The organism is Ilyomonas limi (assembly GCF_005233845.1).
Lineage (GTDB): Bacteria > Bacteroidota > Bacteroidia > Chitinophagales > Chitinophagaceae > Ilyomonas > Ilyomonas limi.
In genome coordinates, this window is the sequence record NZ_SZQL01000002.1 from 372,847 (window position 1) to 398,628 (window position 25,782).

The 25,782-nt window shown below is 41.9% G+C and carries 12 protein-coding genes; 1 reads left to right on the forward strand and 11 read right to left on the reverse strand.

The genetic code is table 11. The features are described from left to right. Positions 1-350 precede the first annotated feature (350 nt). The 6 genes from FC093_RS04980 to FC093_RS05005 all read right to left on the reverse strand — a co-directional run bounded on the left by FC093_RS04980 (position 351) and on the right by FC093_RS05005 (position 11,110). Complete coding sequence (locus tag FC093_RS04980; protein WP_137260631.1) at positions 351-2,441, reverse strand: GDSL-type esterase/lipase family protein; 2,091 nt, start codon at positions 2,439-2,441, stop codon at positions 351-353. A 382-nt stretch (positions 2,442-2,823) separates the two neighbouring features. Continuing rightward, positions 2,824-4,068, reverse strand: coding sequence for an MFS transporter (locus FC093_RS04985; RefSeq protein ID WP_137260632.1), 1,245 nt, complete (start codon positions 4,066-4,068; stop codon positions 2,824-2,826). After that, positions 4,069-5,223 carry a galactose oxidase gene (locus FC093_RS04990; protein WP_170970996.1) on the reverse strand — a complete coding sequence of 385 codons (1,155 nt, stop codon included), beginning with the start codon at positions 5,221-5,223 and terminating at the stop codon, positions 4,069-4,071. 4 nt (positions 5,224-5,227) lie between these two features. Beyond that, the gene (locus tag FC093_RS04995; protein WP_137260634.1) at positions 5,228-6,169 is read right to left on the reverse strand and encodes a dihydrodipicolinate synthase family protein; all 942 of its coding nucleotides are present in this window, start codon (positions 6,167-6,169) and stop codon (positions 5,228-5,230) included. 86 nt (positions 6,170-6,255) lie between these two features. Further along, positions 6,256-7,788 (reverse strand): SusD family outer membrane lipoprotein NanU, encoded by a 1,533-nt coding sequence (nanU, locus tag FC093_RS05000; RefSeq protein WP_137260635.1) that lies wholly within the window; start codon positions 7,786-7,788, stop codon positions 6,256-6,258. Between the two features lie 19 nt (positions 7,789-7,807). Beyond that, a complete protein-coding gene (locus tag FC093_RS05005; RefSeq protein WP_137260636.1) occupies positions 7,808-11,110 on the reverse strand; it encodes a SusC/RagA family TonB-linked outer membrane protein in 3,303 nt (1,100 codons plus the stop codon). Positions 11,111-11,234: 124 nt separating this feature from the next. Between FC093_RS05005 and FC093_RS05010 the strand changes: the two genes are divergently transcribed. After that, positions 11,235-11,945 (forward strand): FadR/GntR family transcriptional regulator, encoded by a 711-nt coding sequence (locus tag FC093_RS05010; RefSeq protein WP_137260637.1) that lies wholly within the window; start codon positions 11,235-11,237, stop codon positions 11,943-11,945. A 999-nt stretch (positions 11,946-12,944) separates the two neighbouring features. Here the strand turns inward: FC093_RS05010 and FC093_RS05015 are convergent. The 5 genes from FC093_RS05015 to FC093_RS05035 form a co-directional block, all read right to left on the reverse strand. Further along, positions 12,945-15,998 (reverse strand): glycosyl hydrolase, encoded by a 3,054-nt coding sequence (locus tag FC093_RS05015; protein WP_137260638.1) that lies wholly within the window; start codon positions 15,996-15,998, stop codon positions 12,945-12,947. 98 nt (positions 15,999-16,096) lie between these two features. Beyond that, a complete protein-coding gene (locus tag FC093_RS05020; protein ID WP_137260639.1) occupies positions 16,097-18,835 on the reverse strand; it encodes a family 78 glycoside hydrolase catalytic domain in 2,739 nt (912 codons plus the stop codon). Between the two features lie 278 nt (positions 18,836-19,113). Beyond that, on the reverse strand, positions 19,114-20,625 hold the full coding sequence (locus FC093_RS05025) for a glycosyl hydrolase family 39 (protein WP_240743196.1): 1,512 nt from the start codon (positions 20,623-20,625) through the stop codon (positions 19,114-19,116). Positions 20,626-20,692: 67 nt separating this feature from the next. Beyond that, entirely contained in the window at positions 20,693-22,195 is a 1,503-nt protein-coding gene (locus tag FC093_RS05030; protein WP_137260640.1) for a RagB/SusD family nutrient uptake outer membrane protein, read from the reverse strand. 10 nt (positions 22,196-22,205) lie between these two features. Continuing rightward, positions 22,206-25,316, reverse strand: a complete 3,111-nt coding sequence (locus FC093_RS05035) for a SusC/RagA family TonB-linked outer membrane protein (protein WP_137260641.1) — start codon at positions 25,314-25,316, stop codon at positions 22,206-22,208. Positions 25,317-25,782: the final 466 nt, after the last annotated feature.

The window sequence follows — 25,782 nt, forward strand, 5'->3', positions numbered from 1 at the left end:
TAAAGAAATACAACAGCAATACCACATGATTGTTAAGTAGCCGAACTGTATCCGTTTATAATAATCCAAGGCTTCAGCCCAATATCATTTAGTTAGAATGAATTGTAGCCCTGTAAGGGCGATATATTGGTAGTAAAATAGGGAGGAATGTTAAATAAGCTCCGTAGGAGCGATATATGTTTATCTGCAATTAATATATCGCTCCTACGGAGCTTATTTAAATACATTCATTGCCTTTTGCTACCAATATTACACTCCTAAAGGAGCTTAACTGAATAACACTTGAAACCTTAAGTTAGCCAATCCTCCAACCAACATACATAATTGTGTACACATACTTACCAACTATTTTATTGAACATTTATTTTAAAAGTGGATGCAGGTAAACCTTCTTCGTTCACCAGGTTAGCATCAGTAAAAGGCTTCCATCCATATAATACTGCTTCCGGCTTTTCATCTTTCTCCAAAGGAATGAATACCTTATCTTTTTGAATGACCGCAACCGTTGCTGTTTTTATTCCCTTTGCATTGAGCAAACGGAATCCGCGTAAAGATTTCCCATCTTCAGTTTTTAACCCTTTTCCGGCGTATTGAAAAGAAATAACAAGCCCGCTATGCAGCCGTTGCGCCTGTAGCGGCATTGGTCCGTAGGGTATTATATTTTGTTGATTGTATGTAAAATGCAGCGCCAGCCTTGCCAACCGTTCGCCCACTTCTTTTTTATGCTTTGGATGCACATTGGTGGAATCGCCCATATCGCTGCTGACTGCCATACCGGAATTGGGAATGACTTTGAGCAGTTGCAACTGGCTGTTTCTGAAAGCCATCCACGATGGACGATTAAGCGACGAAAGCTGCACATAATAAAACGGAAATTGGTATCCCCATTGCTTTCGCCAGCTTTCCACCAACCTGGGAAATACCGTTTCGTGCAGTTCAATATTGTGTGCATTGCTTTCGCCCTGGTACCAGATAACGCCACGAATGGGAAAAGAAGTAAAAGCCGTAATGCCCGCTTCATAATTATAGCAAGGCTCGTAAGGATGCCGTTGCTTTGGGTTAGTGCTGTTTTGCAGGTTTGTGTCTGCTCTTTCTCTCACCCACGGCATGTAAAAATCAGAGGTTCGCCAGTTGTATAATTCATTTACCAACACCGGGTCATGCTCCATCGTATAGCGGTCTATCCACGATTCCGTTGTAGAGCCGCCAACAGCTACCTCAATCAGTCCAACAGGCACGTGCAGTTGCTGTTGCAAGCCTTTTGCGAAGTAATAAGCCACTGCAGAAAAAGGTTTTGCCGCCGTAGAATCGCAGCGCTTCCAGGTACCGGAAAAATACTGAAGTTTATTTACTTTATCCAATGTTATGGTGTCCCAGGCTGTATCATCTGTTTCGACAGTTGGCTGCCTATTCAGCAAACGAAGGGTTGTATCTTTTTGGGCTTGCAGCATTTCATCCTTTTCGTTGATGGCTGCTTGTAAAGGGAATGCCATATTGCTTTGCCCTGAACATAACCACACTTCACCAATTAGTACATCATTAAGTGTAATGGTTGTATCAGGTGCTGTAATCTTTATCTGAAAAGGTCCGCCCGCCTGCATCGGCGGAAAGAAAACTTTCCATTTTCCATTTTCATCTGTTATAGTCGTTTGCTGTTTGTTGTTAAAGACAACCGTGATTTTTTGATAACTATTGGCAGTACCGTAAAATGGTATAGTTTTTCCTCTTTGCAATACCATGTGCGATGCAAACACCAGCGGCAATTGCAGGCCGCCATAATCACCTGTCAGTTGCTGATAAACTGTTTTGGCAAGTATAGCAGCGCCTTCTTCATTCGGATGAAGCGCATCGGGAAACAGTTCGGGACGGGAATATAAAGGCGTATGAAAATCAATTAAACCAGTGTTATTGGCTTTGGCGATATTGGGTATTGCTTCCTGGATTTTCCAAAACCAATCGCGGGTACCCGACCTGAATCTTGGATGATCGTGGAAGATGGGCGTGAGCCGGCAAATAAAAATTTTTACAGCCGGGTTTACTTTTCGTACCGTATCAATCAACCAGGTATAATCCGCCATAAATTCGTCACCATAATTTGGAAAGTCGCGTGGGTCAGTATCATTCAATCCTAAATGAATGACCGCTATATCTGGCGCAAAAGCCAGCATTTGGGTAAATGCATCTGTTTTAAAATACGGACGATGCCCGTTCTTTAACAGTGTTGTTCCGCTAACGCCGAAGTTTTTTACCTGATAATGATTGCCTAATAAATGTTGCAGTTGTGATGGATAAGAAGTGAGTTGTGGATTTTTATGGGTTAAACCAAAAGTAACCGAATTGCCGATGCAGGCAACTTTTACAGATGGCTGTGCAACAACAGTTATTTGCACCAAAAGTGCTAATAAAATAAGAAACCAGAATTTAAAAGCTGAAACATTCATGTATGGAAGCCGTTTTATAAATATTTTTTAAACAGGAATGATGTTATCATTCAATACATTTTCAACTACATAATAGTAGTATAAACAACTAACTTTCTGCTGCTAAATGCCACAGGTATTTGCAAAGATGAATCAATGTTATTGCGAGCACAGCGAAGCAATTTGTGCTATGTCGTAAATCAATATTGATAGCTTAAGTTGAATGTCCGTCAATCAAATCTTTCAGACAGCGTATTTTGATTGTACTACTGTCCACAGATTGCTTCGCTACGCCCGCAATGACGACTGCAAATAGCTTTATTCAATAGCTGCTTATAACTCAAAACAATATAATTGAGCCATATTTAATACATTGCCAACTAAACAGTTTCAACATTATTCACTACTTCTTTTCATCGAAATCTTTTGCTTTGGGCTTCAGAAAGTACAGTTGGATAATCAGCGCCAGCAATACGACTCCAGACATCCATGCAAAACTCTTCCCGAGATTACCTTCATCCGTTGATTTGCCCAAAAAATCGGTAACAAAAGCACCGGCAAAAACGCCTACCATATTCATTAGTCCATATGCTTTTGCACGATTTTTTGTAGAGACAAACTGACACAGAATGGGCATATTGTTAGCATCGAACATACCGTACCCCAAGCCAAAACAAAAAGCAGCGCTAACAATATGAAACAGCGAATGACCAAATCCGATTAACAGCAAAGAAGGAATGGTTAAACCCAAACCAATGGCACTGGTATAAATTCTGCCACGAACATTTTTTTGCACCCATTTATCCGATAGAATACCGCCAAAAATAACCCCTAAAAAAGAGGAAGCCGCAATGGTGATAGTAGAGAGCGGACCGGCTGCCGACATATCAATGTTTAGCTTATTGGCAAACAAAGTAGGAAGCCAGTTTTTAACACCCCATCCCGGCAGGCTGGAAACAGCAAAGTAAAAGAGGATAACCCAGAAGAAAAGATTGGTAAATAAAAGTACCAATCCTTTCCAGAGAGAGGTTTGTTTTTCTACCAACACATCTCCTGATGAAACATTTTCATGTGCATCCTTTTTCTCCCGCAAAAAAAGCATCAGGATAACGGAATAAGCAATACCAATAATGCCAAATGAATGAAAGGTGGTATGCCACGAATAAGCAGCGGCAATGGTAGCGCCAAACCCGCCGAGTGCCTGTCCCATATACAGCCCGGTCATGTGAATACCAATAGCCAGTGAGCGGGATTTGGAGGAATGAAAATCGGCTATTAACGATAAACCTGCAGGAATGTACAACGCCTCGCTAACACCCATAATAGCACGCAGCCAATACAACTGGCGAAAGGTGGTAGCATAGCCCATGGCAAACGTAACGCCCGACCATACAAACAAGCTTACAACAATAAGCCATTTGCGGTTGAATTTATCGGCAACAATGCCAGCCACCGGGCTCATAAAACCATAAATCCATAAAAAGATAGCCATGAGCGAACCAAAGTTGGCTGCTGTTTGCAACTCGGCAATATCTGCCTGCATGGAAGGCTTCATGGTCGAGAGCATTTGCCTGTCCATATAGTTGAGCAGCGCCACTACCCACAACAATCCAACCACTACCCACGGATATATTTTTGATGCCTTCATTTATTCTTTTGAAGAGAGATGACACAATAAGATTTGTGGCGTGCGCACACCGGCTTTTATTTCGCCGCCGGGTACCAACACCTCATTACCCCACAAGATTGCTGTTGTTGTTACCGGAACCGTAAACGGAATGGCACCCCTCTTTGTCCACTTATTAGCTGCAACATTATACTCCAGCACTTCGTTGCTAAAACCCGGATGCGTTGATTGCAATGCTGCTTTTTGCTGAATAAGTTCCTCCTTTTTTACACTGTCTTTTTCATTGCTGATAGCAGCGATTAACTGTTCTGTTTTATGGAATGTTTCGCCTTTATCGCCGCCAAACAAAAGAATATTGTTTTTCCACCAAATGCCGGTACCGGCAGATAGCGCATAAGGCAATGATTGTTTTTGACTCCATTGGTTCGTAATACAATCAAATGCATAAACAGAGGAATACAATTCGCTGATACCGCTTGTTGTCTTTTTCCTTCCGCCAATTACATATAAACCAGCATGCTTATCGTTATTCTGTGCAATCATTACTGCATGAGAAACGGATTGAGGGAGAGGTGGCAAAGCTTGCCAGCCCATTGCTGTATTGTTTAGATTAAGGTAGTAAAAATGAGCCGAAACGCTGTCCCTCATTTCTCCGCCTGCCAGATAGATTTTATTGCCAATGCACGCTACAGACGCATTGGTAACCGCAACCGGAAGATCGGGAAGATGATTGACTATCACATTACCTGCTCCTTCATCCCATTGCAGCAGCCATACTTTTTTGCTGATGCCGGTTTCGTTTTCGCCGCCTGCGCAAACAATCCCCTTTGGTGTGGAGCAATTGGCAGCATACGCCAACGGAAAGGGAAGATGAAACACTTTTCCCGAATTAAGGAGCGAATCTTTTTCTTTTTTAAAAACATACAACGCGCTGTAATACTGCTTCTTTCCGCCCTGCCAGGGTGCGGCATCCGGAAAGTTGGAACCACCACCCACAATCAATACATTGTTATTGATACCAGCTATAGGTCCGGCAATACCTAATGCTTGCTGCTGCCCGTTTGCAGCAGGGAGTTCGCTGGCTATTTTCCATTGTAAAGCAACAGCCGGTTTCATTTGTGCTGAAGAATAATAAAACATCGGAAGAATAAAAAGTATGGAGATAATGCGATTCATTATTTTACATAGTAACTTTTGCAGGTAAGCGGGACGAGAAGTTGCTAAAGTGTAGTTGCTCCACCTCTTTACGAAAGCGTTCAAATTGTTCTGCATTCATGTTTTTAACCGGCATTCTAAACGCACCACAATCCAGTCCAATCAGTTTCATATACGCTTTTCCGGTAGCAATGCCGCCGTATTTTCCTAATAAAGCAATCATATCTATTGACTGCTGTTGCAGCTTTCTTGCTTTTTCAACATCTCCGCTATTATAAGCATCTATCAGTTCGTAATACAAAGGCGCGGCATAATTAAAGGTACTACCCACGCCACCTTTTGTTCCTAAAATTAAAGCCGACAATAAGTTTTCATCTCTTCCCCACAGCATATCGTATTTGCCTTCTTTAAAACGAAGACACGAGAGAAAGTCCATAAAATCTTCGTGCGTGTATTTGATGCCGGCAAAGTTTTCAATCTTGTCATCTGCCGCTTTCAGCAGCTCTATCATAGGAAAATGAGCGCCTGTTAATACCGGGATGTGATAGTAGTAAAAAGGCAATTGCGGAATAGCCGCTGCTATCTTCCTGCACATGGCGGCAAGCATTTCTACACTGGCAGGTTTAAAATAAGATGGTGATGTAAAAGCTATTGCATATACACCGGCATGTGCTGCATGTTGCGCCAGTTCTATACATTCCTCAATGCAGTTGCCGCCCACCAAAGTAATCAGCTTAAAATTGTCCTCTTTTTTTATACAATCTGCCCACGCTTGTACCACTGCTTTTTTTTCGGTAAAGGTTAAAGACACACCTTCGCCGGTAGAGCCGCAGATAAAAGCGCCGGTATTTTTATTTTCTTTTAAAAGATGATAATAGTCGGGGATAATATCATAGTTGATGCTTCCATCGGGATGCATGGGCGTAAAAGGAGCGGCAATTAATCCGCTTAAATGTTCTGTTTTCATGTATGTGCTTTAAAATCTAAGTCTGTAATTTATTTTGTTATAACCTGTCAGGTTGAAACAACCTGACAGGTTAAGCGGATACTCTTTTAAAAAGTAGTATAGCCCGGCGTTTGTACCAAAGCGCGGTTGTTGGTCAGCGATGTTCTGTCTATTGGCCAGAGTAATTTATACGATTCTGATGGCAGCACTGTAGTATGTTCGTACACATAGTTGTCGCCCATTCTTCTCAGGTCATACCAACGCTTCCCTTCAAAAATAAACTCATACAAACGTTCCTGCAAAATGGCTTCATCAGGATTTGTATCTATTGCCTGATGCGGATAGCCATTCACGGCTTCATCATAATGATTACCATACGCTCTTGCCCTTACCTGGTTGATTTCGGAAGATGGATCTTCGCCCAGCAATACTTTTGCTTCTGCGAGCATCAACAGCAAATCGGCATAACGGTAAATGACAAAATCGTTGGTATAATATCTTACGCTGGCGCTTTGCTCACCGGGATATTTTTTTACAAAACAACCCGCAATGGTATAAGCACCGCTGGTAAGGTTATAAGCCGGTTGTATGGTAGTCCATTTACGGCTGTCATTATCATCAAATTTTCTAAACGTGGAAATAAGTACCGGCGCACGCAGCAAGCCACCCCAGTTGTCGGTAGCCGTATTGAATTGTCTGTTTTCTGCCGAATCGTAATAGTTGGTGATTAAGCCGGTTTGCGGTACAAACGAACTGGCTACAAACTGCATGGAAGCTTCGTTTAACACATACCGCGAAGCAAAAATGATTTCATCATTGCCTTTGTTTGTTACAGCAAAAACGTCTGAAAAATCGGGCAGCAAAGTGAGGGAGGGAACATTGGTTTGAATGTCCATCAGCGCATTTTTTGCAACGGTAGCATCTGCCGTTCCGCCATTGCGATGAGCTGTCCACAAATACACTTCGGCTTTCAACATCAGTGTGGCAGATTTGCTCCAGAATGATTTTGTATTACGGAAAGAATAATCGGCTGCAAAATTATTAACCGAACTGTCAATATCACTTTTTATGAGTTGTATCACTTCAGCTTCGGGCGAAGCTGCTTTGGCCAACGAAGCCACATCAATGGAAGTAACCGGCTCGGTTTGTATCACTACATTACCCCAGGTGCGCAGCATTTGAAAATAGTAAAAAGCCCTCATGCCATGCGCTTCTCCCAAATAATAATTACGGTTGGCTGCCGTAAGCACATTAGAAGCATTGATTTTACTAATGAGTAAATTAATCTGGTCGATATTGTAATAAAATCCGCCAAAGTTGCCTACTACTGCATTGTCCAAATCTAAGGTCTGCTGCCAGGCATGTTCCAATCCCTGTGTTGCTTCGCCGGTGAAGGTGGTAGAAGAGCCGGGGTCGGTGCCGTAAATATCCGACCTTAATTCTCCGAGGTATAAAAAGGCTGCATTATTTGTCCGGAATTGCGTATGAATGCCAGTTACAAAAGCATCAAATTGTTCGGCAGTTTTCCAATAGTTAGCATCCGAGATGCTGCTCACCGGCGTTAAGTCGAGCTGCTTTGTACAGGAGCTTATAATTATCAGCAGCGATAATATAGTTATGATATTTTTATTCATTTTCATAAGAAAAAAGTTTAGAACATTAAAAAGTAACATTTACACCAAATACAAATGTTTTTGGCGTGGGATAAGTACCCGCATACACGCCGGTGATAGTGCCGCTGGTATTTACCGGCGGTTCGGGCGTTGGTCCGCTAAACTTAGTGATGTAAAAAAGATTAGCTGCGCTGGCAAATAGTCTGGCTGTACTGTTGGCAAACGTCCTGGCGCCGAATACACCTTTTGGAAGCGTATAGGACAAAGAGATTTCACGGCAGGCTACATAATCGCCTTTCTCATAAAACCGGGAATTATTGCTGTTGAGCACCGAACCGGCATTGTTGGAGCGCGTGTAATTCTTTTTTCCCAGTGGTGCCGACACCTGGTCGGCATAATATACTTTCGGAATATCGGTGTTGGTATTGGTGGGCGACCAGGATTGCTTTTGCAGATCAATATAATTAAACGTTCCCTGGTAGTTACCTAGTGTGCGGGCTACCAAATCGTTGTAAATGGTATGCCCTATTGCAAAATCAAAACGTGTATAAAATGAGAATCCTTTATAGGAAAGGCTGGTAGAGAAGCCGCCGGTCCATTTTGGATACATATTGCCCAGGTACACCTGGTCTCTGGAATCTATCGTATCGTTTTTGTCAACATCCAGCCAGTTTACATCACCCGGCGTTATCTTGCCTGCACCGCCGCTCAGGTTAGGTCCGGAAATATCGGCAACGGCATCGTACCGGTTACCGGCAATTTCTGCTATTTCTTTATCACTATTAAAGATGCCTAATTCTTTAAATCCGTAAATAGCTCCCAGCGGCTGCCCTTCCTGTAAACCGCCTACCCAGATAACTTTACCCGAGTTAGCGTCATACACCTGTATGCCGCCCTGCCGGTTGTTTTCATTGCCATTGTTAGGCAACTGCAATATCTTGTTTTTTACATAAGAAGCATTAGCACTTACACTCCAGTTAAGTCCATTTGGCAAGTTGAGTATATTGGCATTGATGGCAAATTCAAAACCTTTGTTTTGCAGCGTACCTAAGTTGGTTTTTACTGAGCTGAAACCAATATAGCTTGGTAAGGATAGATCGGTAAGCAGGTCGGTGGTCTTCCGGTTGTAATAGTCAAAGATCAACGTGATCCTGTCTTTCAAAATGCCTATATCTGCACCTATATCGGTGGTCTTACTTTTTTCCCATCGCAAGTCACTATTGATAACTCCGGTGTTTAAGAAGCCGGTGTTGCCGTTGTAGGTTCCCTGCGAGCTGTAAACACCTTGTACATCGTATCTACCTAAGCCCGCAACATTACCATTTACACCATAACTTATACGTGGCTTTAAGGAAGAGATATACCTGTTTATACCAAGATTTCTGTAAAACGCTTCTTTATGCAGGTTCCAGCCGGCAGACATGCCGGGGAAAAATCCAATGCGGTTATCAGCAGCCAAACTGGAAACGCCATCTTCCCTAAATACAAGTGTGAGCAGGTATTTCTGCATATAATTGTAATTCAGCCTTCCAAAAGTGGAGATGATTTTATAGGCCGATTTAGTGCTGTAATTACTACCTGCAGCAAACAAGGTAGAAGCATTGGCAGTAGGAATATCATCGGTGGGCGCGTTGGTACCAGCTACCTGCATAGCATACGATTTTATACCAAAATATTCTGCACCCAGCATTACATCCAGGTTATGCTTTTGCTGAAAAGATCTGGTATAATTGATAATACCGTTGTATTGCTGCTGAAAATCCCTGGCAAAATAAGAGGTAGCCGGGCGGCTGGTACTGTTATACGTTTGCGGATCTGCAAAAACATTGCTGTACAACTGGGTGGCTTCCTGGAACGACTGGTTAAGCACTTCATCCAGGTAAAAGTTGCCGGAACCTTTAACGTATAAGCCCGGTAAGATATCCCATTTTACCGATGCATTGGCACCGATGCGGTTTACTTCGTTGCTCCGGTGCAGTTTATCTAACCAGTAAAAAGGATTGCCATCGCTGCTGCCGTTGCCCGGATTAGGTTTTGTCTTTGCACTATCTAACCACGGGTTGAAAGTAGGCCATAAAGCTAAACTTCTGTACAACGTATTTACATCAGATGTTACCGCACCGATCTGCGAAGAAGTGGATAAGGTAATGCCGGAACCCACTTCAATATTCGGACGAACTTTGTAAGAAGCATTTAAAGCGCCCGAATAACGTTTATAGTTCGATCCTACAATAACGCCATCTTCGTTGTAGTAATCAAAACTGGCGTAATATTTTCCCCGATCGTTGCCACCGGCTACATCTATATAGTGATCCTGCGTACGCGTATTCCGGAAAACAATATTTTCAACTTCGCCGCTGTGGTCTTTAAAAATAATGGTTCCGCCATACGGATCGCCAACGGTGTCCCAGCCTTGTCCAAGCAAATGAGCGTTATCGGGGCTAAATGGTCTTATATCAAAAGAAGCCAGATTAGCAGCATCGGTCAGCAAGCCGTAGCCTCTGGAGCCGTTCACCTGGTCTAAAGTTCTGCCAGAGTTGAGATTGCCAAGGCGGTTGTAATAAATATAATCGTGCGCATTCAGATAATTGTACCCTTCTCTCCGCACATTGTAGCCCTGCGTATATTTATAAGATATTTCGGCTTTGCCTGTTTTTCCCTGTTTAGTCGTAATCAGGATAACGCCATTATTTGCCCGTGCTCCATAAATAGCGGTAGCCGCCGCATCTTTCAACAATTCTATCGAAGCTATATCCTGAGGTGGTATATCATTAAATGGCCGGATAACACCATCTACCACTACCAGCGGCGCGCCCGGGCTATTAATGGAAGCGCCGCCACGTAAAACAATCAGCGGGGAAGCACCTGGAGCACCACTGGTATTTACTACCTGCAAGCCCGGTACCGATCCTTGCAAAGCACTGCCTACATTAGCGCGGGGAGCGGTTTCCAGCACCTGCTTGTCGAGTTTGGCAATGGAACTGGTTACGTTTCGCCTGCTTTGCGTTCCGTAACCAACTACTACCACATCATCCAGCTTTGCAGTTGTGGCTTGTAAGGTAATTTCAACAGGCGTACCGGAGCTTACTTTTACTTCCTGCGGTTCAAAACCGGTAAAAGAAAAAATCAGTACATCGTTTTGCGAAGCAGTAAGAGAAAAATTACCCTTTGCATCTGTTTGGGTACCAATAGATTTTCCTTTGACCGCTACGCTTACACCGGCAAGCGGCTTTTGGTCCTCATTAGACAGAACCGTTCCTTTAACTATAAAGGAAGATTGGGCATACCCTGAAACCGTTATCAGTAAACAAAGCAGCCAGCAACTCAATTTAACAACAGCAAATCGCATAGAATAGGTATTTTTGCTTTAAATTATTATGTATGACATAATAAAAGTAGAAGGATAATTTCAATTCACCAAAAAAATTCTGAAAATATTTTTCGATAGATTGCAGAATTAAGTACTACATATTATGAATAATAGCCTATTAAAGGATGAACTTAGGTTGGTAGATACCAGTTCGCTGGTGGATAAAGTGGAAGCAACTATTGTAGAACTGCTTAAAAATCAAAAACTGAAAGTGGGTGATTCCATACCAAAAGAAATGGAACTGGCAGAAACGATTGGCGTAAGCAGAACAGTCATTCGCGAAGCTTTAACCCGGTTAAAAATTATGGGGCTGATTGAATCGAAGAAGAAAAAAGGTGCCGTCATTACCAGTCCAGATTTGTTTGGCATTATCGGTAAAAGCATGAATCCTTACATCCTGGATGAGGAGACACTGAAGCAAATGTTTGAGCTACGATTGGTACTGGAAGTTGGAATGGCTGATTTAATTTTTCAAAGAATAACAAAAAAAGACATTGAAGAGCTGAAACAGATCGTTAGTCATGAGCCACCAGCCACACAACATCATTTATTCAATATAGATCATGAAATTGCTTTCCACGGAAAGCTATACGAAATAACAGGCAATGAAGCGCTAAAGAAATTCCAGAGAATGTTGCTGCCTATTTTCGACTATGTACATCACAGTGGCTTGCTTAAAAAGCCGGCAAGTATAAAGAAGTTTGTGTCTCATAACGGCTTGATTGATGTAATTGAACATGGGTCTCCGGAAATGTTTAGAAACGCTATGCGAAATCACCTGGAAAATCATTTTGCACGGCTGTTTGAGCAGTAATGTTCAATATGCTATTTGTATTTATCCGTTGGTCATTAAGTATCCTATAAAGCAGAGAGGACAAGTGATTATGCTACAATTATGGGAGATTCAACAGCCTTACAAAAAGGAAATACCCTAAGCGCTACCAATTGTTGTAGTAACCCGATAACAAGATAGGGGGATGGAAGTAAAGCTGCACAACAAAAAGCACGTTAGCTTTATACGGTAGCCATAATTTCGGAGATGTATTTATGTGATATTTCAACAGATGTATACTACTCTTATGCTTTGTAGTTCCTAAAGATAGGCAACTGTCTTTTGCCATTCTTATTTACATATTATGAATGATCTTTGTAGTGTGCTGTAATGTTAAGAAATGTAGGCAATGAAGAAATGCATGTGGAAGCATCAGTTTCCTTTCTTTTAGTAACAGTTTATTTTTTTAGCATCAAACCAACCGATATGCCAGATCGCTTTAGCCGTTTGGTCTCAAGGCACGTAATATCTATATAGCAACTAAAAAAAATATATATCTTACCCGATTCAGCCTGTTGTTCTTAAAATTCTTGAAAAGTAATATCTGGATTTTATCTTCTCTCAAAAATCCTTGATACCAAACCGCCATCAAGATGAGGCATTCAATAAAACCTGTCAGACTAAGTGCCAAAAACAGAATAGTTAATCAAGCAACACCTTATACCATTTCAGATTAAGTTATGCAGAATAGTAAGATTATGCAACTCATTTATCTTTACTCATTAGCTGAAGGATCTACGTTGAAATGGTATAATGGCAAATCGCTTCATGTAGAAGAATTGATGGCTGAACTGAATTATAAGTCCCCTAAGTTAGCTATGTCTATGTTAATTATAAAAGAGCTTGCAACGGCTTGTTGTGTACTGCATTGTAGCGCTATGAATTAAACGCGCTTTTCACATCTGTGAAATATTGCTTTGCATGATTTACAAAAACTGCTGGCCGTCTTGCAGTTCCTCCTTGTTCTTTCCTGTTAATTAGCTATTTCACAGTTCTGTATGTATAAGATAGCACCGTAACCGGGCCTTTAAGCCCCGAAGGCAACAGCGGAGAAGTGGCAGTATAATGACGAAAAGTGGTAAAAGTAAATCGCTTGCTCCGTCTGGGCATCCCCAATGTTAACCATTCCGGCCATTGGTCATTTTTAATTCCGTCATCTGGCAAGCGTTCATCTCCTATGAGCCTGTTTGGCCACAAGTTGGCCACTTCTATTTCCAGTTGATTGCCTTTTGCTAATGCAGCATTTGTAATATCCACCTGCCAGGGGGCAGTCCACACTACGCCCAAATCTTTACCATTGAGTTTTACACGGGCAATATTTTTTACTTCACCTAAATTCAATAATAATCTCCCTTCTTTATTATCAACCAATAAAGGCAAATCGAATGTTTTGTGATAAACAGCTATACCCGAATAATATTTGATACCGTCTTCCGGTCTTAATGTCCAGTCTGTAAGCTTATCAAACTGTATCTGTTTAGGACCGCCCCATTTAGGATCAAAAGACACCTGCCAGAGACCGCTTAAGGTAGTCACAACTTTGTTGCCTGAGGTAAAACTCTTAGTGGCTACAGGCAAATGTTCTTTTGTAAAAACGATAAAATAGCTTTGATAAGCAGCTAATTGTAAAGGCACTTTTGTAACACCTTGCTCAACAGTAGCATGAGTAAGGTTGCTTACCTCTCCGGTAAGCGGATCCCAAAGCTGCGGATTGCCTTTTACAGTACGATAAAAGGTGTTCACATTGATTACTTTATCAGCAGTATTCGCAACAAAATAAACATCCCAGCCGGCAGACATCCGGTGTGTATATCTTACGGGTCCGTCTGAACGAAAATCCTGCTCCACATTCATAGATTGAAGTATAGCGGCAGTAAGATCATATTCAGGATACAAATTATTTATTTGCCTGTTCAACTCACCACCCCAAATCACTTTTCCCTTGCCATAAATCCGGGTAGTTTGCTGTTGCGGATACTTTACATCGCCCCACAATAATGTAGCTAAAGTACTCAGTTTTTCATCACAAGCCGGATAGCCAGACAGGCTGGGTGATTGTACCGGTGGTGCTCCTACAACAGTTGCTCCGTCTTTTACCAGTGACATAATTTTTTGGAGCAAAGCCGGAGTCATGGTCTTTACCGCGGGTAATACCAGCAAGCGATAGCTCCCTCCACCCGAAAATACAATCATTCCATCCTGCACACTTGCCTGGTATAATTGGCTGGGACTACATCCATCAAAATTGTATCCTTTTCTGTCCGGCAGTGTGTCATTGCCCTTCATTGCTGATGTAGGTGGAAGAAATACATAAGGAGCCTGCTCAGGTATTAAATAAAGTATATCAGCAACCGATCCGCCTTGTTGCAGCAGGTACTGGCACCTTGATAAATATTGATGATAACTGCTTACCATCGGCCACCAGGTCTGATTACGATTCCATTGTACACCATAGGGTCCCATAGTAGCGCCCGGGCGTAGTGAATCGGGTAAAAATTGATTTTGAAATGTGTGAAAAACAAAGCGGTTAATACCTGTGGCAAAAGCCCAGTCGCCCTGGTTTTTCATAGCGCCGGGATATTGCTTCCAGCCTTCATTATTCTGAGCGGTAAATGCCTCTGCGGGCACCAGCGATTTGCCATTAACATGTGCCAATGACGTAGCTTCAATGCAGCTAAATGCGGTGTTGAAACCATAGCCTTTGCTCCAAAATTCAGCCATTGGTACATCTGCAATATTCCCCAATTCAAGATCAGCAGTAGGATTCATATCGTAAGGCTCGATAGACAAACTCATGCCATTGCGATGCGCATATTTTTTAACCTGCAATGCATGATTTTCTAATACTAACTCCTGTGCTGTTTGCCGTAAATCCCATAAAAAGCGCTCGCTTATTGCTACGTTTTCAACAATATTGCCTGCATACACCGGGTAAAAAGGCAAAGGGTCATAGCCTCTCCTTTTTATAAATTCTTCTCTAAATTTACTTGTCCAGTTTTGCGCGCCCATTTCCCAGCTATCCATGTGTAATCTTTTCAACCCGCCTGCTGAAGTCTTGTCTTTTGGGTTGCCTGTTTTTTTTAAGAGCTTACCTATGTAATTATCCAAATGGGCATTCAGAGCAACAGTATCAAACTTATCACATTCAAAACCTAATCCCGGTATAGGTGCCGGGCGGGTAATGGCCCCGTTATTACGCCTTCCAAAACGCATAATTGTCCAGTTACCGGCAGGCGGAACCCAGTCCAGTGTTCCATCAGTATGTAACTTACCGGTAAGATCAATTATTTTATTTTTATCTATAGCCGATCCGTTTAAGTTAGATGAATCTGTAGTTGAAGAAAGATATTGCTTAACGTTTGGCTGTGAGGAGAATGGCGCACGATAATAGAGTGCTTTTTCATCTGCATCAGCAAGGGTGTGTTGTTGTAAAGGAGTAGGATAAGCCAGTACAGCTTCATCTTCATAAAAGTCATTCCATTCTTTTTTTAGCTCGGGTGTCAATGTCCCCTCTCCAAAAAAAGGTTTCTTAGGCGCTGGCACCGGCAGTATAATTTTGTTGTTGGAGCCGCCTTGTACAGTTACTGTACTTGATACCAATTGCTGCATAGATTGTTCCGGCTTCACCCAAGGGCCACCGCTGCCTGTCCAGCCCGGACCAATGCCTAATGTTATTTCAATATCCAACCGCTCCGCTTCCTTTACCGCATGGGCAAACAAATCCTGCCATTCGTTACTTAAGAAATCAACCAGCCCCCTGGGTACACCAACATTCACTTCTAAAAACACTACATTCCCTATACCTGCTTTTTGCATGGATTCCAAATCGGCAGTTATGGATGTTTTTGTCATATTACCATCCATAAAGTACCAGTACACGCCGGGCTTTGCGGAAGCAGGAGGATTTTGAAAGCCTTCTTTTAAACTACTGATAGTTTGCGCATAGGAGGCATTAAAACTACCAGCAAAAACTATCGCTATAACAATTATGATTGTTCGAATAAGCGAGCTTGAAAGTGAGAATAATTTATACATGATATATCTGATGTAAAATGAAAGCACATCAGGCAAGAAAGATTAAACAGCTTCTTCACTTGCAGATGTCTTGCTAATCGTTTTATTTACCTTCTATCCTATTTAACCATAAACTGATAACTGCCGGAACCAATTGCTACAAGGGCTTTATCATGTTCAATTGTTAGTGGCTTGATAAGCTTGTTATCTTTCATAATAACTGATGTATTTTTTACCGGCAAATAAACCACTGCAGTTGTATTGACAGGAATAGTAACATTCAGTTCAAAGGTATCACCTGCTTTCCAGTCACTGCTGATCAGCCCGTATGGCGATTGAAAACTTGCTTTTGCGTATGTAACGTCGCCAACCACTTGTGGCCTGATTACAATTTTATTATAGCCTACTGCATCTTCCGCTTCGCTGATGCCTGCCAGTCCTGCATAAAACCACTCCATAATATGCCCCAGCATAAAATGATTATTGGAAACCACCGCCAGTGCCTGCCATGACTCTGTTAGAGCTGTAGCACCATGTGCCAGTTGGTAGCCATAGCCAGGCACGTCGCTGCGGTTGTTCATATCAAAGATTACATCACTGCGCCCGGCTTCATCCAGCACTTTCAACAGATAGCGAAAGCCAATATCGCCTGCCGTTAATGCATTGTTGCGGTTGCGCAAATCTTTTACAATGTTGTTTACCACAGCAGCTTTATCTTTATCGTTTACGAGCTTCATATACACCGCGATAGCATTGGCGGTCTGACTTCCGGTGCCATATTGCTTAGTAGTACTATTGAAAAATTTATTATTAAATGCAAGCTTTACCGCTTCGCCCCATTTATTGTACTTTGCTGCATCTTCGGGTTTATTCAAAATTTTCGCAATCTTTGAAAGAATATAGAGATCGTAGTAATAGATAGCAGTAGCGGTAACACCTTTGGGTGTAAGCTGAGACTCGCCGGGACTATTTGGTCCAAGATCAAACCAGTCGCCAAGTCCGTATGAAAGAATATGATTATCGGACTTTTTTTCGAGATAAGCCACATAGCGCTGCATCATGTTGTAACTTTCTTGGAGCACCTGCTTATCGCCATACCATTGATACAAATACCAGGGCAGTAACACGCCGCAGCTTCCCCATTCGGGCGAATCGCGGAAACCACTTACAAACTGTACATATTCCGGCGCTATATCAGGAATAAGCCCATCAGCCGTTTGAGAAATAATCATGTCTCTCACTACTTTGCGGCCCAATGCAGCAATATTATACCTCGATTTTACAGAACTTCCCATCAAGTGTGCTTCCTCCAGCCATCCCAGTTTTTCCCTGTGCGGACAATCGGTGAATACACTTACCATATTGCTTCTTATAGCCCAGTCTATGAGCTGGTGTGTTTTGTTGAACAGCTCGTTGGAGCAAGTAAACGTACCCGCTTCTGCAGCAGCATTGCGTATATGCAAGCCTTTTAAATCAACTACCACCGGCAATCCGGCAGCATTAGATTCATTAGCAGGAACAGCCTTTTCTACCTGTATATAACGAAAACCGTAGTATGTGAACTTGGGGTGCCATGTTTCAATGCTATCCCCCTTTAAGATATATTGATAAAAATTAGGTTTCCCTGTAGCTTGTTGATTAACTGTTCCATCTTCTTTTAATAATTCAGCCGTAATTATTTTTACGGTATCTCCTTTTTTTCCTTTTACGGTCAACTCTGGTATGCCACTCATATTTTGCGCTATATCATACACCCAAACATCGTCTTTTAACTTTGTTTTCTTTACAACAGGTAGTACCTGCATTATTTTCAAAGGTTCTTCATATTGCGCCTCCAAAGCCGGGCCTTCAGTAAGCACCACTTTTTTCCACGAGACATCATTAAAATCTGGACTATCCCAGCCATGTTGCTCCATAGTAGCATCATAATCTTCTCCACCATAAATACTGCTGAAAATAGTAGGTGAAGGAGCCGTTTTCCAGGAAGCATCGCTTACAATATTTTCGGAGGTTCCATCTGCATATTCTACTAACAACCGGCAGATCATTTTTGGATAACCGAAAGCACCGGTGAGCTTTCTGTAACGCTCTCTTGGTATGTAGTAAAAGCCATTGCCAAGCGTCACTCCCATTGCATTACTGCCTTGTTTAAGCTGATTAGTTACATCGAAAGAGACGTATAAAGCATGCTTGTCGTATTTGGTCCAACCAGGATCTAAAAAATGGTCGCCTGTTTTTTTACCATTAATACTAAGTTCAAAATGTCCAAGTCCTGAAATGAATACAGTTGCACGTTTAACGGTATTATAAATGGTAAATGCTTTACGGAATAAAGGCAATATATCTTTGCCTTGCCCCCAGGCCAAGTCTCCATTGCCATGCACTGCCGGAATAATTTTGTTTGAATCGGGCAGTATATCGTATGCAATCCATTGTGCATTTTTCCAGTCGGCTTTTGTCAATAATCCCATCTGCCAGGAAGCGATATTACTATATGGTGAAACATGATCTTTATTATCCCATACTTTCACTTTCCAATAGTATTTTTTTGTTGCCTGCAAAGGCTTTCCTGCATAAGCCACCTGGATGGAAGCTGCTGACACTATTTTATTTGAGTTCCATATATCAGCAGTATCATGTATCAAAGACAAACTGTCATCAGATACCATCACCTGATAAGCTGTTTGCAGAATATTCTTTTCTGAAGAAAGCAATTGCCAGCTTAAATGAGGTTGTATGTTGTCTATACCAACCGGATCTTGCTTATACTCACAACACAGATTACCAACAGTAAGTGCTTGTGCAAATGAACACTTGAACGAAAAGACAATTAGGTAACAAAAAAGAATATGCCTCATAGTGGGAACAAAATATTTTAATAATAAGCCATTAAAGCAATACCATTTTTTGCAAAGACATACTTATACTTCTAACATCTTTTGAACATTTTAGTTCATCCTGCTGGCATTTCACAACGTTTCAATTTATTGCACTTTTATTGCCATCTTCTGACTTAATGTAAGCACTTATTTTACTGCATCAACTGTTTACCCGCCTAGCAATCTGCTGAACATCCGTAAGCATAGAATAAAGAAGGTAGTCTGCTTTCTTATACTTTATTTATACACTCCAACAGCTACTTAAACTGAACAACTGCAACGCTAAACGGCTTAAGCGTAATGTTTGCATCTGATAGTGTGGAGCTGGCTGGTGGATTATCCATCGTGCTTACATCCACAACAGAAAGTGTGGCTCCGTTTGCATTACCGGGCAAAGCAAATTGTACTTCCTTGTTGCGGGAATTGATGAGCAGCAGTTTGTTACCTTTTTTTGTAATGAATGCCTGAGAAATCACGCCATCCGGATAACCACCTTTAAAGCTTGTTGCGACCAACTGGTCACCCGGGCCAAAATGATCGTGCAGAAGTTTGAGTACCCAATATCTTGCATTAGGGTTGCCTGTTTCCCAATTCATCATACTTACATCGGGATACTGTGTGGGATAACCTACCAATTGCGACTCGCCGGCAGCATCAATACCCAGCTTGGTAAGTTCAAGAAAAATATAGGCATACATCGCGCCGGATACATTCCAGTACTCCTTTTCAATTGGTTTGATAACGCGTGGCGAACGGAGAATAGTTCCAATCTCGTTAATGGTTGTAAAGGTGTTTGGGGCTAATCTTTTTCTGATGTTTTCAATATATCGTACTTTATCTAAAAAAGCACTTGCTTTTTCAAAAAAAGTGTACTGATAGTTTTCAACATCCTGCCCCTCATAGGAAGGAGTAGAATAATGATGATAGGAAATACCTTCGGGCACAATGCCATAACGATGATTGGCAGGGTTAAGAAAATACTCGAAATATACGGGCGTAGATATATATGCAAATGACAAGCCGATGAACTTCGTTTCGGGTGAAATCTTCTTTAACTCCTTTACAATTTCATCATATATTCTCGTATATAATTCAGGCGACATATTGTGCTCTAAATCCGGCTCATTCAACACTTCCCAATACGGAATTTTATAATAATGCCCGGACTTATGGAATTTGCCTAATTCATCAGTAAATCCGCCCTTCGTGTACCAGCTAAACAATCGTACATAATAGGCAGCCAGTTCCTTTACTGTTGTATCTCTGAGCCGAGTGCCCTGATTGTAATCCCAATAGGGCTGATACGGATTTTCGGGATAACGCACGGCAGAATCCGTTTGCCACATCCATACCGGCGTAGTGCTGAAATTAATAACAACGGTATGACCGCTGGTGGCGTCCATTAACGCCTGCATGGTGCTATCCAGGTATGTAAAATCCCAAAAGGTAGCATCTTTAGTAGGCGGCTTCAATTCTGCCACAGCCATTTTAGGATAAGGAAACCAGGGCACATACCTAACGTAATCGGTGCCGAGTGCCTTTAATGCAGTGAACGTTTGCTTATGGATAGGCGAGTTCGGACGCACCATTGGATTCTCTACCAACTGTAACGTAGGCGTTGTTTTAGAAACATGCTGCACCGTATTCCATTGAATATCTACAACAGGCAGTTGCTGCTGTGCGAATGTGCGGAATGTAGGTAGATAAACAGCAGCGAAAACGATGCTAAAGCAAAGAAAAGAACGGTTATAAATACACTTAAATGTCATAACATTGGGTGTTTTGGTGATAATTAATTGATAGGTTTTTAAATAAATAGTATATAATTATTCTTGTTTAATATCCCGGATTTTGCGTCAGTTTATTATTAATCAGCAGTTCATCATTAGGCAGTGGATACAACGCTTCAAAAGCATCAAAAACATAATCCGTGTTGGCGTAAGGTATCCCTTGCCTTTGTACGGTAGGATTTGCTTTTTCCTTTGCTCCATAAGCATTTAAAAAATCCGTAAGCTGCTGAGCAGTCATAGTTCTCTTCAGATCAAACCAGCGCCAGTTTTCAAAGGCTAATTCCACTCTCCGCTCATGCAACACTTTATCACGAAACTCCTGCTGCCCCAATGCTGATACCGGCTTCAACCCAGCCCTGCTTCTTACCGCATTTAAATAATTGTATGCTTCGGAAGTAGGACCAGACTGTTCATTGATGGCTTCGGCAAGCATCAATAAAACATCGGCATATCGTAGTACCGGCCAGTTATCATCCGTACGGCCATATATGGTATGCGGATGATCGTACTTTTTTATATAAGGCACTACATCGCCTGTTACAGGGCTTTTAAAATCGAGCCCAACAGAGGCAGCTTTCCTCACATCTCCGTCTTCATAGGAATTAATAATATCATTTGTTGGAATATTCCAGCCGCCGGGGTTGCTTTGTGGCCAGCCGGTAACTGCATCGGCAGATAGCCTCGGTGCAAACGTATAAATAAAGCTGCTCCATTCACCTAAATCATTGCCGCCCTGGTATTGAATTTCGAATATAGATTCCGGTCCGTTCTTTTTCTGCGGATCAAATACATCTGCATAGTTGGGCACCAGGCTATAACCAAGCTGAAGCACCTGGCTAAGTGTGCCTATTGCGTCGGAATATTGCTTTTTGGTAAGGTACACCTTGCCCAGTAAAGTAAGCGCAGCTCCCTTAGTAACTCTGCCAACATCAGTTGATGGATAGGTTACAGGGAGTTCTGCAGCAGCCTCTTTAAGATCCGTTTCAATCTGAGCATACACTGTATCCTGAGGTTTTCTTACATAAGCGTAAGCATCTGATGGCTGTTGCAATGGTTCTGTTATCAATATTACATCTCCAAAGTATTGAGTCAGCTCAAAATACAGGTAAGCGCGTATGAATTTTAGCTGCCCTTCATATACCGCTTTCAAAGAATCGGACAGCGCTGCACCCTGCATTTTTGCAAGCGTATTATTGGCATTATAAATAGCATTGTAATGGCTAATGTACATGCTGTTGATGTTACCTGTTCCTGAATTCCAGTTGTAGAATTCAAACGCTTCTATGGATGGTGCCTGACCTCTGTCGCCGGGATTAAAATCAATGGTAGTATTATCGGATGGCAACTCATTAAAAAGCCACTGATTATTGGCAATAGATTGCAATGTACCATATACCCCATCCACTGCCTGTTGCACCTCTTTTGCATCTTTATAAAACAAGTCGGTGTTTATTTTGGTGGGATCTGTCTTATCAAGAAAGTCTTTTTTACAGGATACCTGTACAAGCGTAAATATTGCTATACACAGAATTATGCTGAAGTTTTTCATTGGTAATCTTTTAAAAGGTGAAGTTGACACCGAAGGTGAAAGTTCTGGGTAAGGGATAAGATTCATCATCTAAACCCGGATTGATACCGCCCCTGTTGTTTACATCCGGATTAGAACCGGGATAGTTGGTGATGAGCAGGAAATTATCAGCACTGGCATACACACGCAGGCTCTTAAAGGACATCCCCGTTTTTGATAAAGTATATCCTACGCTAATATTTTTAACCCACAGGTGGCTACCACTGTATATATACCGCGAATTACTTTCACGCTCCCACTTCCACGTGTTGGTGGTTGCATATTTTCCGGTACCGGGATTTTCTTCCGAACGCCATCGATCTTTACTTTCTTCCAGCACATTAAATACGCCATCCATATTCATAGTAGAGGCTTCAATTTGCCGGTAGATGTCGTAACCGTAAGCACCGTTCAATAATATGCTTATGTCAAAGTTCTTATAGTTGCCTCCAAGTGTAAGACCGTAGGTAAACTTAGGCCAAGGGTTGCCAATTTCTACCATATCGCGGGTATCATAAGAGATGACACCATCACCATCCCCATCGTAATACTTATAAACACCAGGTATAGCACCATCCTGCGTGGGCGATTTATCAATTTCTTCCTGGTTGTTAAAGATGCCGAGCATCCTGAATCCATACAACATACCTATTGGGCGGCCCACCCTGGAAATATTGTATGCCTCATATAAAGACCCATACAGTATCTGGTCATTTTCGCCACGTATTTCCAGTACTTTATTTCTGTTGATGGATACATTCGCATTTGCCCACACCCCTACTTTGTTTATATTAGTTCTGTATCTCAATGCAAATTCAAATCCTTTGTTCTGTACTTTACCTACATTGGATAAATAGGTGGTAAAGCCAGATATAGCAGGTACCTGAATGGGCAACAGCATATCGCTCGTAATTTTATTATAAAACTCTGCAGTGAATGACAACTTATCCTTGAACGCACTCACATCTACGCCCAGGTCTAACTGCTTAGATCGTTCCCAACCCAATGAAGGATTTGCCAATGATGTTACAATGAGACCGCGGGCAAGATTATTACCAATGATGTAATTATTATCGCTCATGAAAGCAAGACTGGAATAATTGCCTATGTTGTTGTTGCCGGTAATACCCCAACTGCCCCTTAATTTAAGATCGGTAAGCCAGCCAATCTTAGGCATAAATTTTTCATTAAGCACGCGCCAGCCGGCAGAGAATGCCGGGAAGTTTCCGTATTTGTTACTTTCACCAAATCGGGAACTTCCTTCGCGCCTGAAGGTAGCAGACAGCAGATATTTATCGCTATAGGAATAATTGATTCTGCCGAATACTGCATTCATGCTCCAGCCATATTCTGAAGATCCCGATGTTTTTAACGCAGCAGAGCTTAGAAAAGGAGTTAAGTCGTTAGGAAACTGACTGCCGCTGCCATCAAGTACTTTAGTGGTTTCTTCCTGCGCAGTGTACCCTAGTAATACGTTCAATCTATGATCTCCAAAGCTGTTGTTATAAGTAAGTAATTGGTCGGTAGAATAGTTTTTTGTGTAAAGCGACTGATCCACTTCACTTGCATCCCTTGGCGGCGGCGCGTTTACACCTGCAATGGTTGATGGAACAAACTGCTTATAGTTGCTGTAATTTAATAAGGCATTACCCGAGGTTTTGAATTTAAAATTCCGAAGGAAACTTATTTCTACGTACCCGTTGGACAAAAGCTGCCCGGTCTCCTCCTTTCTTAAAATATCTTTGAGCGATTGAACCGGGTTGGGCCAACCGAATGTACCATCGTGCCCGCCAATATAGTCGTTGTACGATCCGTCTTCATTATACACGGGTTCGCGAGGATCCATTAGCAGTGCAGAGCCAACAATATTATCCCTGCCTTCAGTTGCTCTGGCCAAATTGTTGGTTGCATACGACCCATTTATATTCAAACCCATATTAATAAAATCATTGACCTTTCCATCCATATTCCCACGCACAGAAATGTTATCAAAATTTGTATTGATAAGCACTCCTTCCTGGCGCATATACCCTGCAGAAAGTAAAGAACGGAAATTGGCATTACCCTGCGAGAGCGTTACATTATAATTTTGAAAGGGCGCATTATTATGGAGAATTTCATCGTACCAGTTAGTGGAGATAGTTGTTTGTTCCGGGTAGCGATAATCCAGCGGCACTTCATCTATGGAAGGTTCCCGTTGTTCAAAGTACCTTATTTTATCCATGAAGATATCTTTCTTGAATTGTGCAAACTCCTGCCCGTTCAGCATTTTTACTTTTCTGGAAGAAGGAATGTTTTGTATGCCGTAATTGGCAGTAACATTTAACGAAGATTGCCCGGATTTTGCACTTTTCGTAGTAATCAACACCACCCCGTTTGATCCCCTTGCACCATAAATAGCCGTAGATACCGCATCCTTTAAAATGGATATATTTTCTATGTCGTTTGGATTGAAGTTTTGTCCAAGCTGGTTACCTATCGGAAAACCATCAATGACATACAGTGGCTGGCTTCCTGCGCCCAGCGAACCTAATCCTCTCACCACCACATCAAACTCGCTACCCGGTCTGCCGGTAGGCTGCCTAACTGTTACGCCAGGCGCCTGCCCCACCAGCAACCGTCCGGGATTTGCAACAGGAACATCTTTAGTTGCTGATAAATCGATAGTGCTTACAGAGCCGGTTACATCTTTTCTGCGCTGTGATCCATAACCAATTACTACTACTTCATTCAGCGCATTGACGTCTCTTTTTAAAGATATGTCCTGCACACTGCCGGCAGTTACCGGTACTTCCTGCGTTGCATAACCTATATGGCTGATAACCAAAACCGCCGAACTGCCTGGCAGCGCAATACTAAATCGTCCATCAGCATCTGAACTCACGCCTTCTGAAGACCCTTTTACCAGGACGCTTACGCCCTGCAAGGCGGCGCCATTCTCATCTTTTATAGAACCTGTAACCACCTGCGATTGGGCTTGTGATACATAGCTAAAAGCAAGCAATGAATAAAACAAGAATGCAGCAATAATTTTGATTTGATTGCCGGTAGCCCGGGGATAGCTGAAACGGGTTCGTTTCAGGAGTTTGTAGTCTCTTTTCATATGAAAGCAATTTTTTGATTACGTGTTGCAAATTATTATGCTCTCCTACGTAAGTAAATATCGGATTTGCTTCTTTTACTATCGTTTTTGATATAATTATGCCGGTATTCTGCTAGGTGTGTCAGCTGCATACACAGCAGGTAAATAATGGGGTAGAAGTAAAAACATCTGCTGCATGCACACGGCATGTATTTAATTAATTGTAGGTTTTTGGGATGTTTTTATTTTAAGCAATACAGGGCTAATAATGCATGCTTGATTTATTCTTTAGCCCCGCTTGTTACAGTAATTATTACTGATTTTGTAGCTGCATACTGCTATCTTTTGACTCGTCCTAAAATAGCTATACAGATTATTAAATAAATCCTGATTCGGTTATACAAATATAATTTTTAGTCCTGTAATTGCTATACAGTTGCTTTTTGATGGCTATAAGTTCGGTTATAATTTTTCCATCTCTTATTCA

Bases quoted from the DNA above. Each gene is read 5' to 3' on its own strand.
- FC093_RS04980 (WP_137260631.1), bottom strand. From the start codon at position 2,441: ATGAATGTTTCAGCTTTTAAATTCTGGTTTCTTATTTTATTAGCACTT.
- FC093_RS04985 (WP_137260632.1), bottom strand. From the start codon at position 4,068: ATGAAGGCATCAAAAATATATCCGTGGGTAGTGGTTGGATTGTTGTGG.
- FC093_RS04990 (WP_170970996.1), bottom strand. From the start codon at position 5,223: ATGAATCGCATTATCTCCATACTTTTTATTCTTCCGATGTTTTATTAT.
- FC093_RS04995 (WP_137260634.1), bottom strand. From the start codon at position 6,169: ATGAAAACAGAACATTTAAGCGGATTAATTGCCGCTCCTTTTACGCCC.
- nanU (WP_137260635.1), bottom strand. From the start codon at position 7,788: ATGAAAATGAATAAAAATATCATAACTATATTATCGCTGCTGATAATT.
- FC093_RS05005 (WP_137260636.1), bottom strand. From the start codon at position 11,110: ATGCGATTTGCTGTTGTTAAATTGAGTTGCTGGCTGCTTTGTTTACTG.
- FC093_RS05010 (WP_137260637.1), top strand. From the start codon at position 11,235: ATGAATAATAGCCTATTAAAGGATGAACTTAGGTTGGTAGATACCAGT.
- FC093_RS05015 (WP_137260638.1), bottom strand. From the start codon at position 15,998: ATGTATAAATTATTCTCACTTTCAAGCTCGCTTATTCGAACAATCATA.
- FC093_RS05020 (WP_137260639.1), bottom strand. From the start codon at position 18,835: ATGAGGCATATTCTTTTTTGTTACCTAATTGTCTTTTCGTTCAAGTGT.
- FC093_RS05025 (WP_240743196.1), bottom strand. From the start codon at position 20,625: ATGACATTTAAGTGTATTTATAACCGTTCTTTTCTTTGCTTTAGCATC.
- FC093_RS05030 (WP_137260640.1), bottom strand. From the start codon at position 22,195: ATGAAAAACTTCAGCATAATTCTGTGTATAGCAATATTTACGCTTGTA.
- FC093_RS05035 (WP_137260641.1), bottom strand. From the start codon at position 25,316: ATGAAAAGAGACTACAAACTCCTGAAACGAACCCGTTTCAGCTATCCC.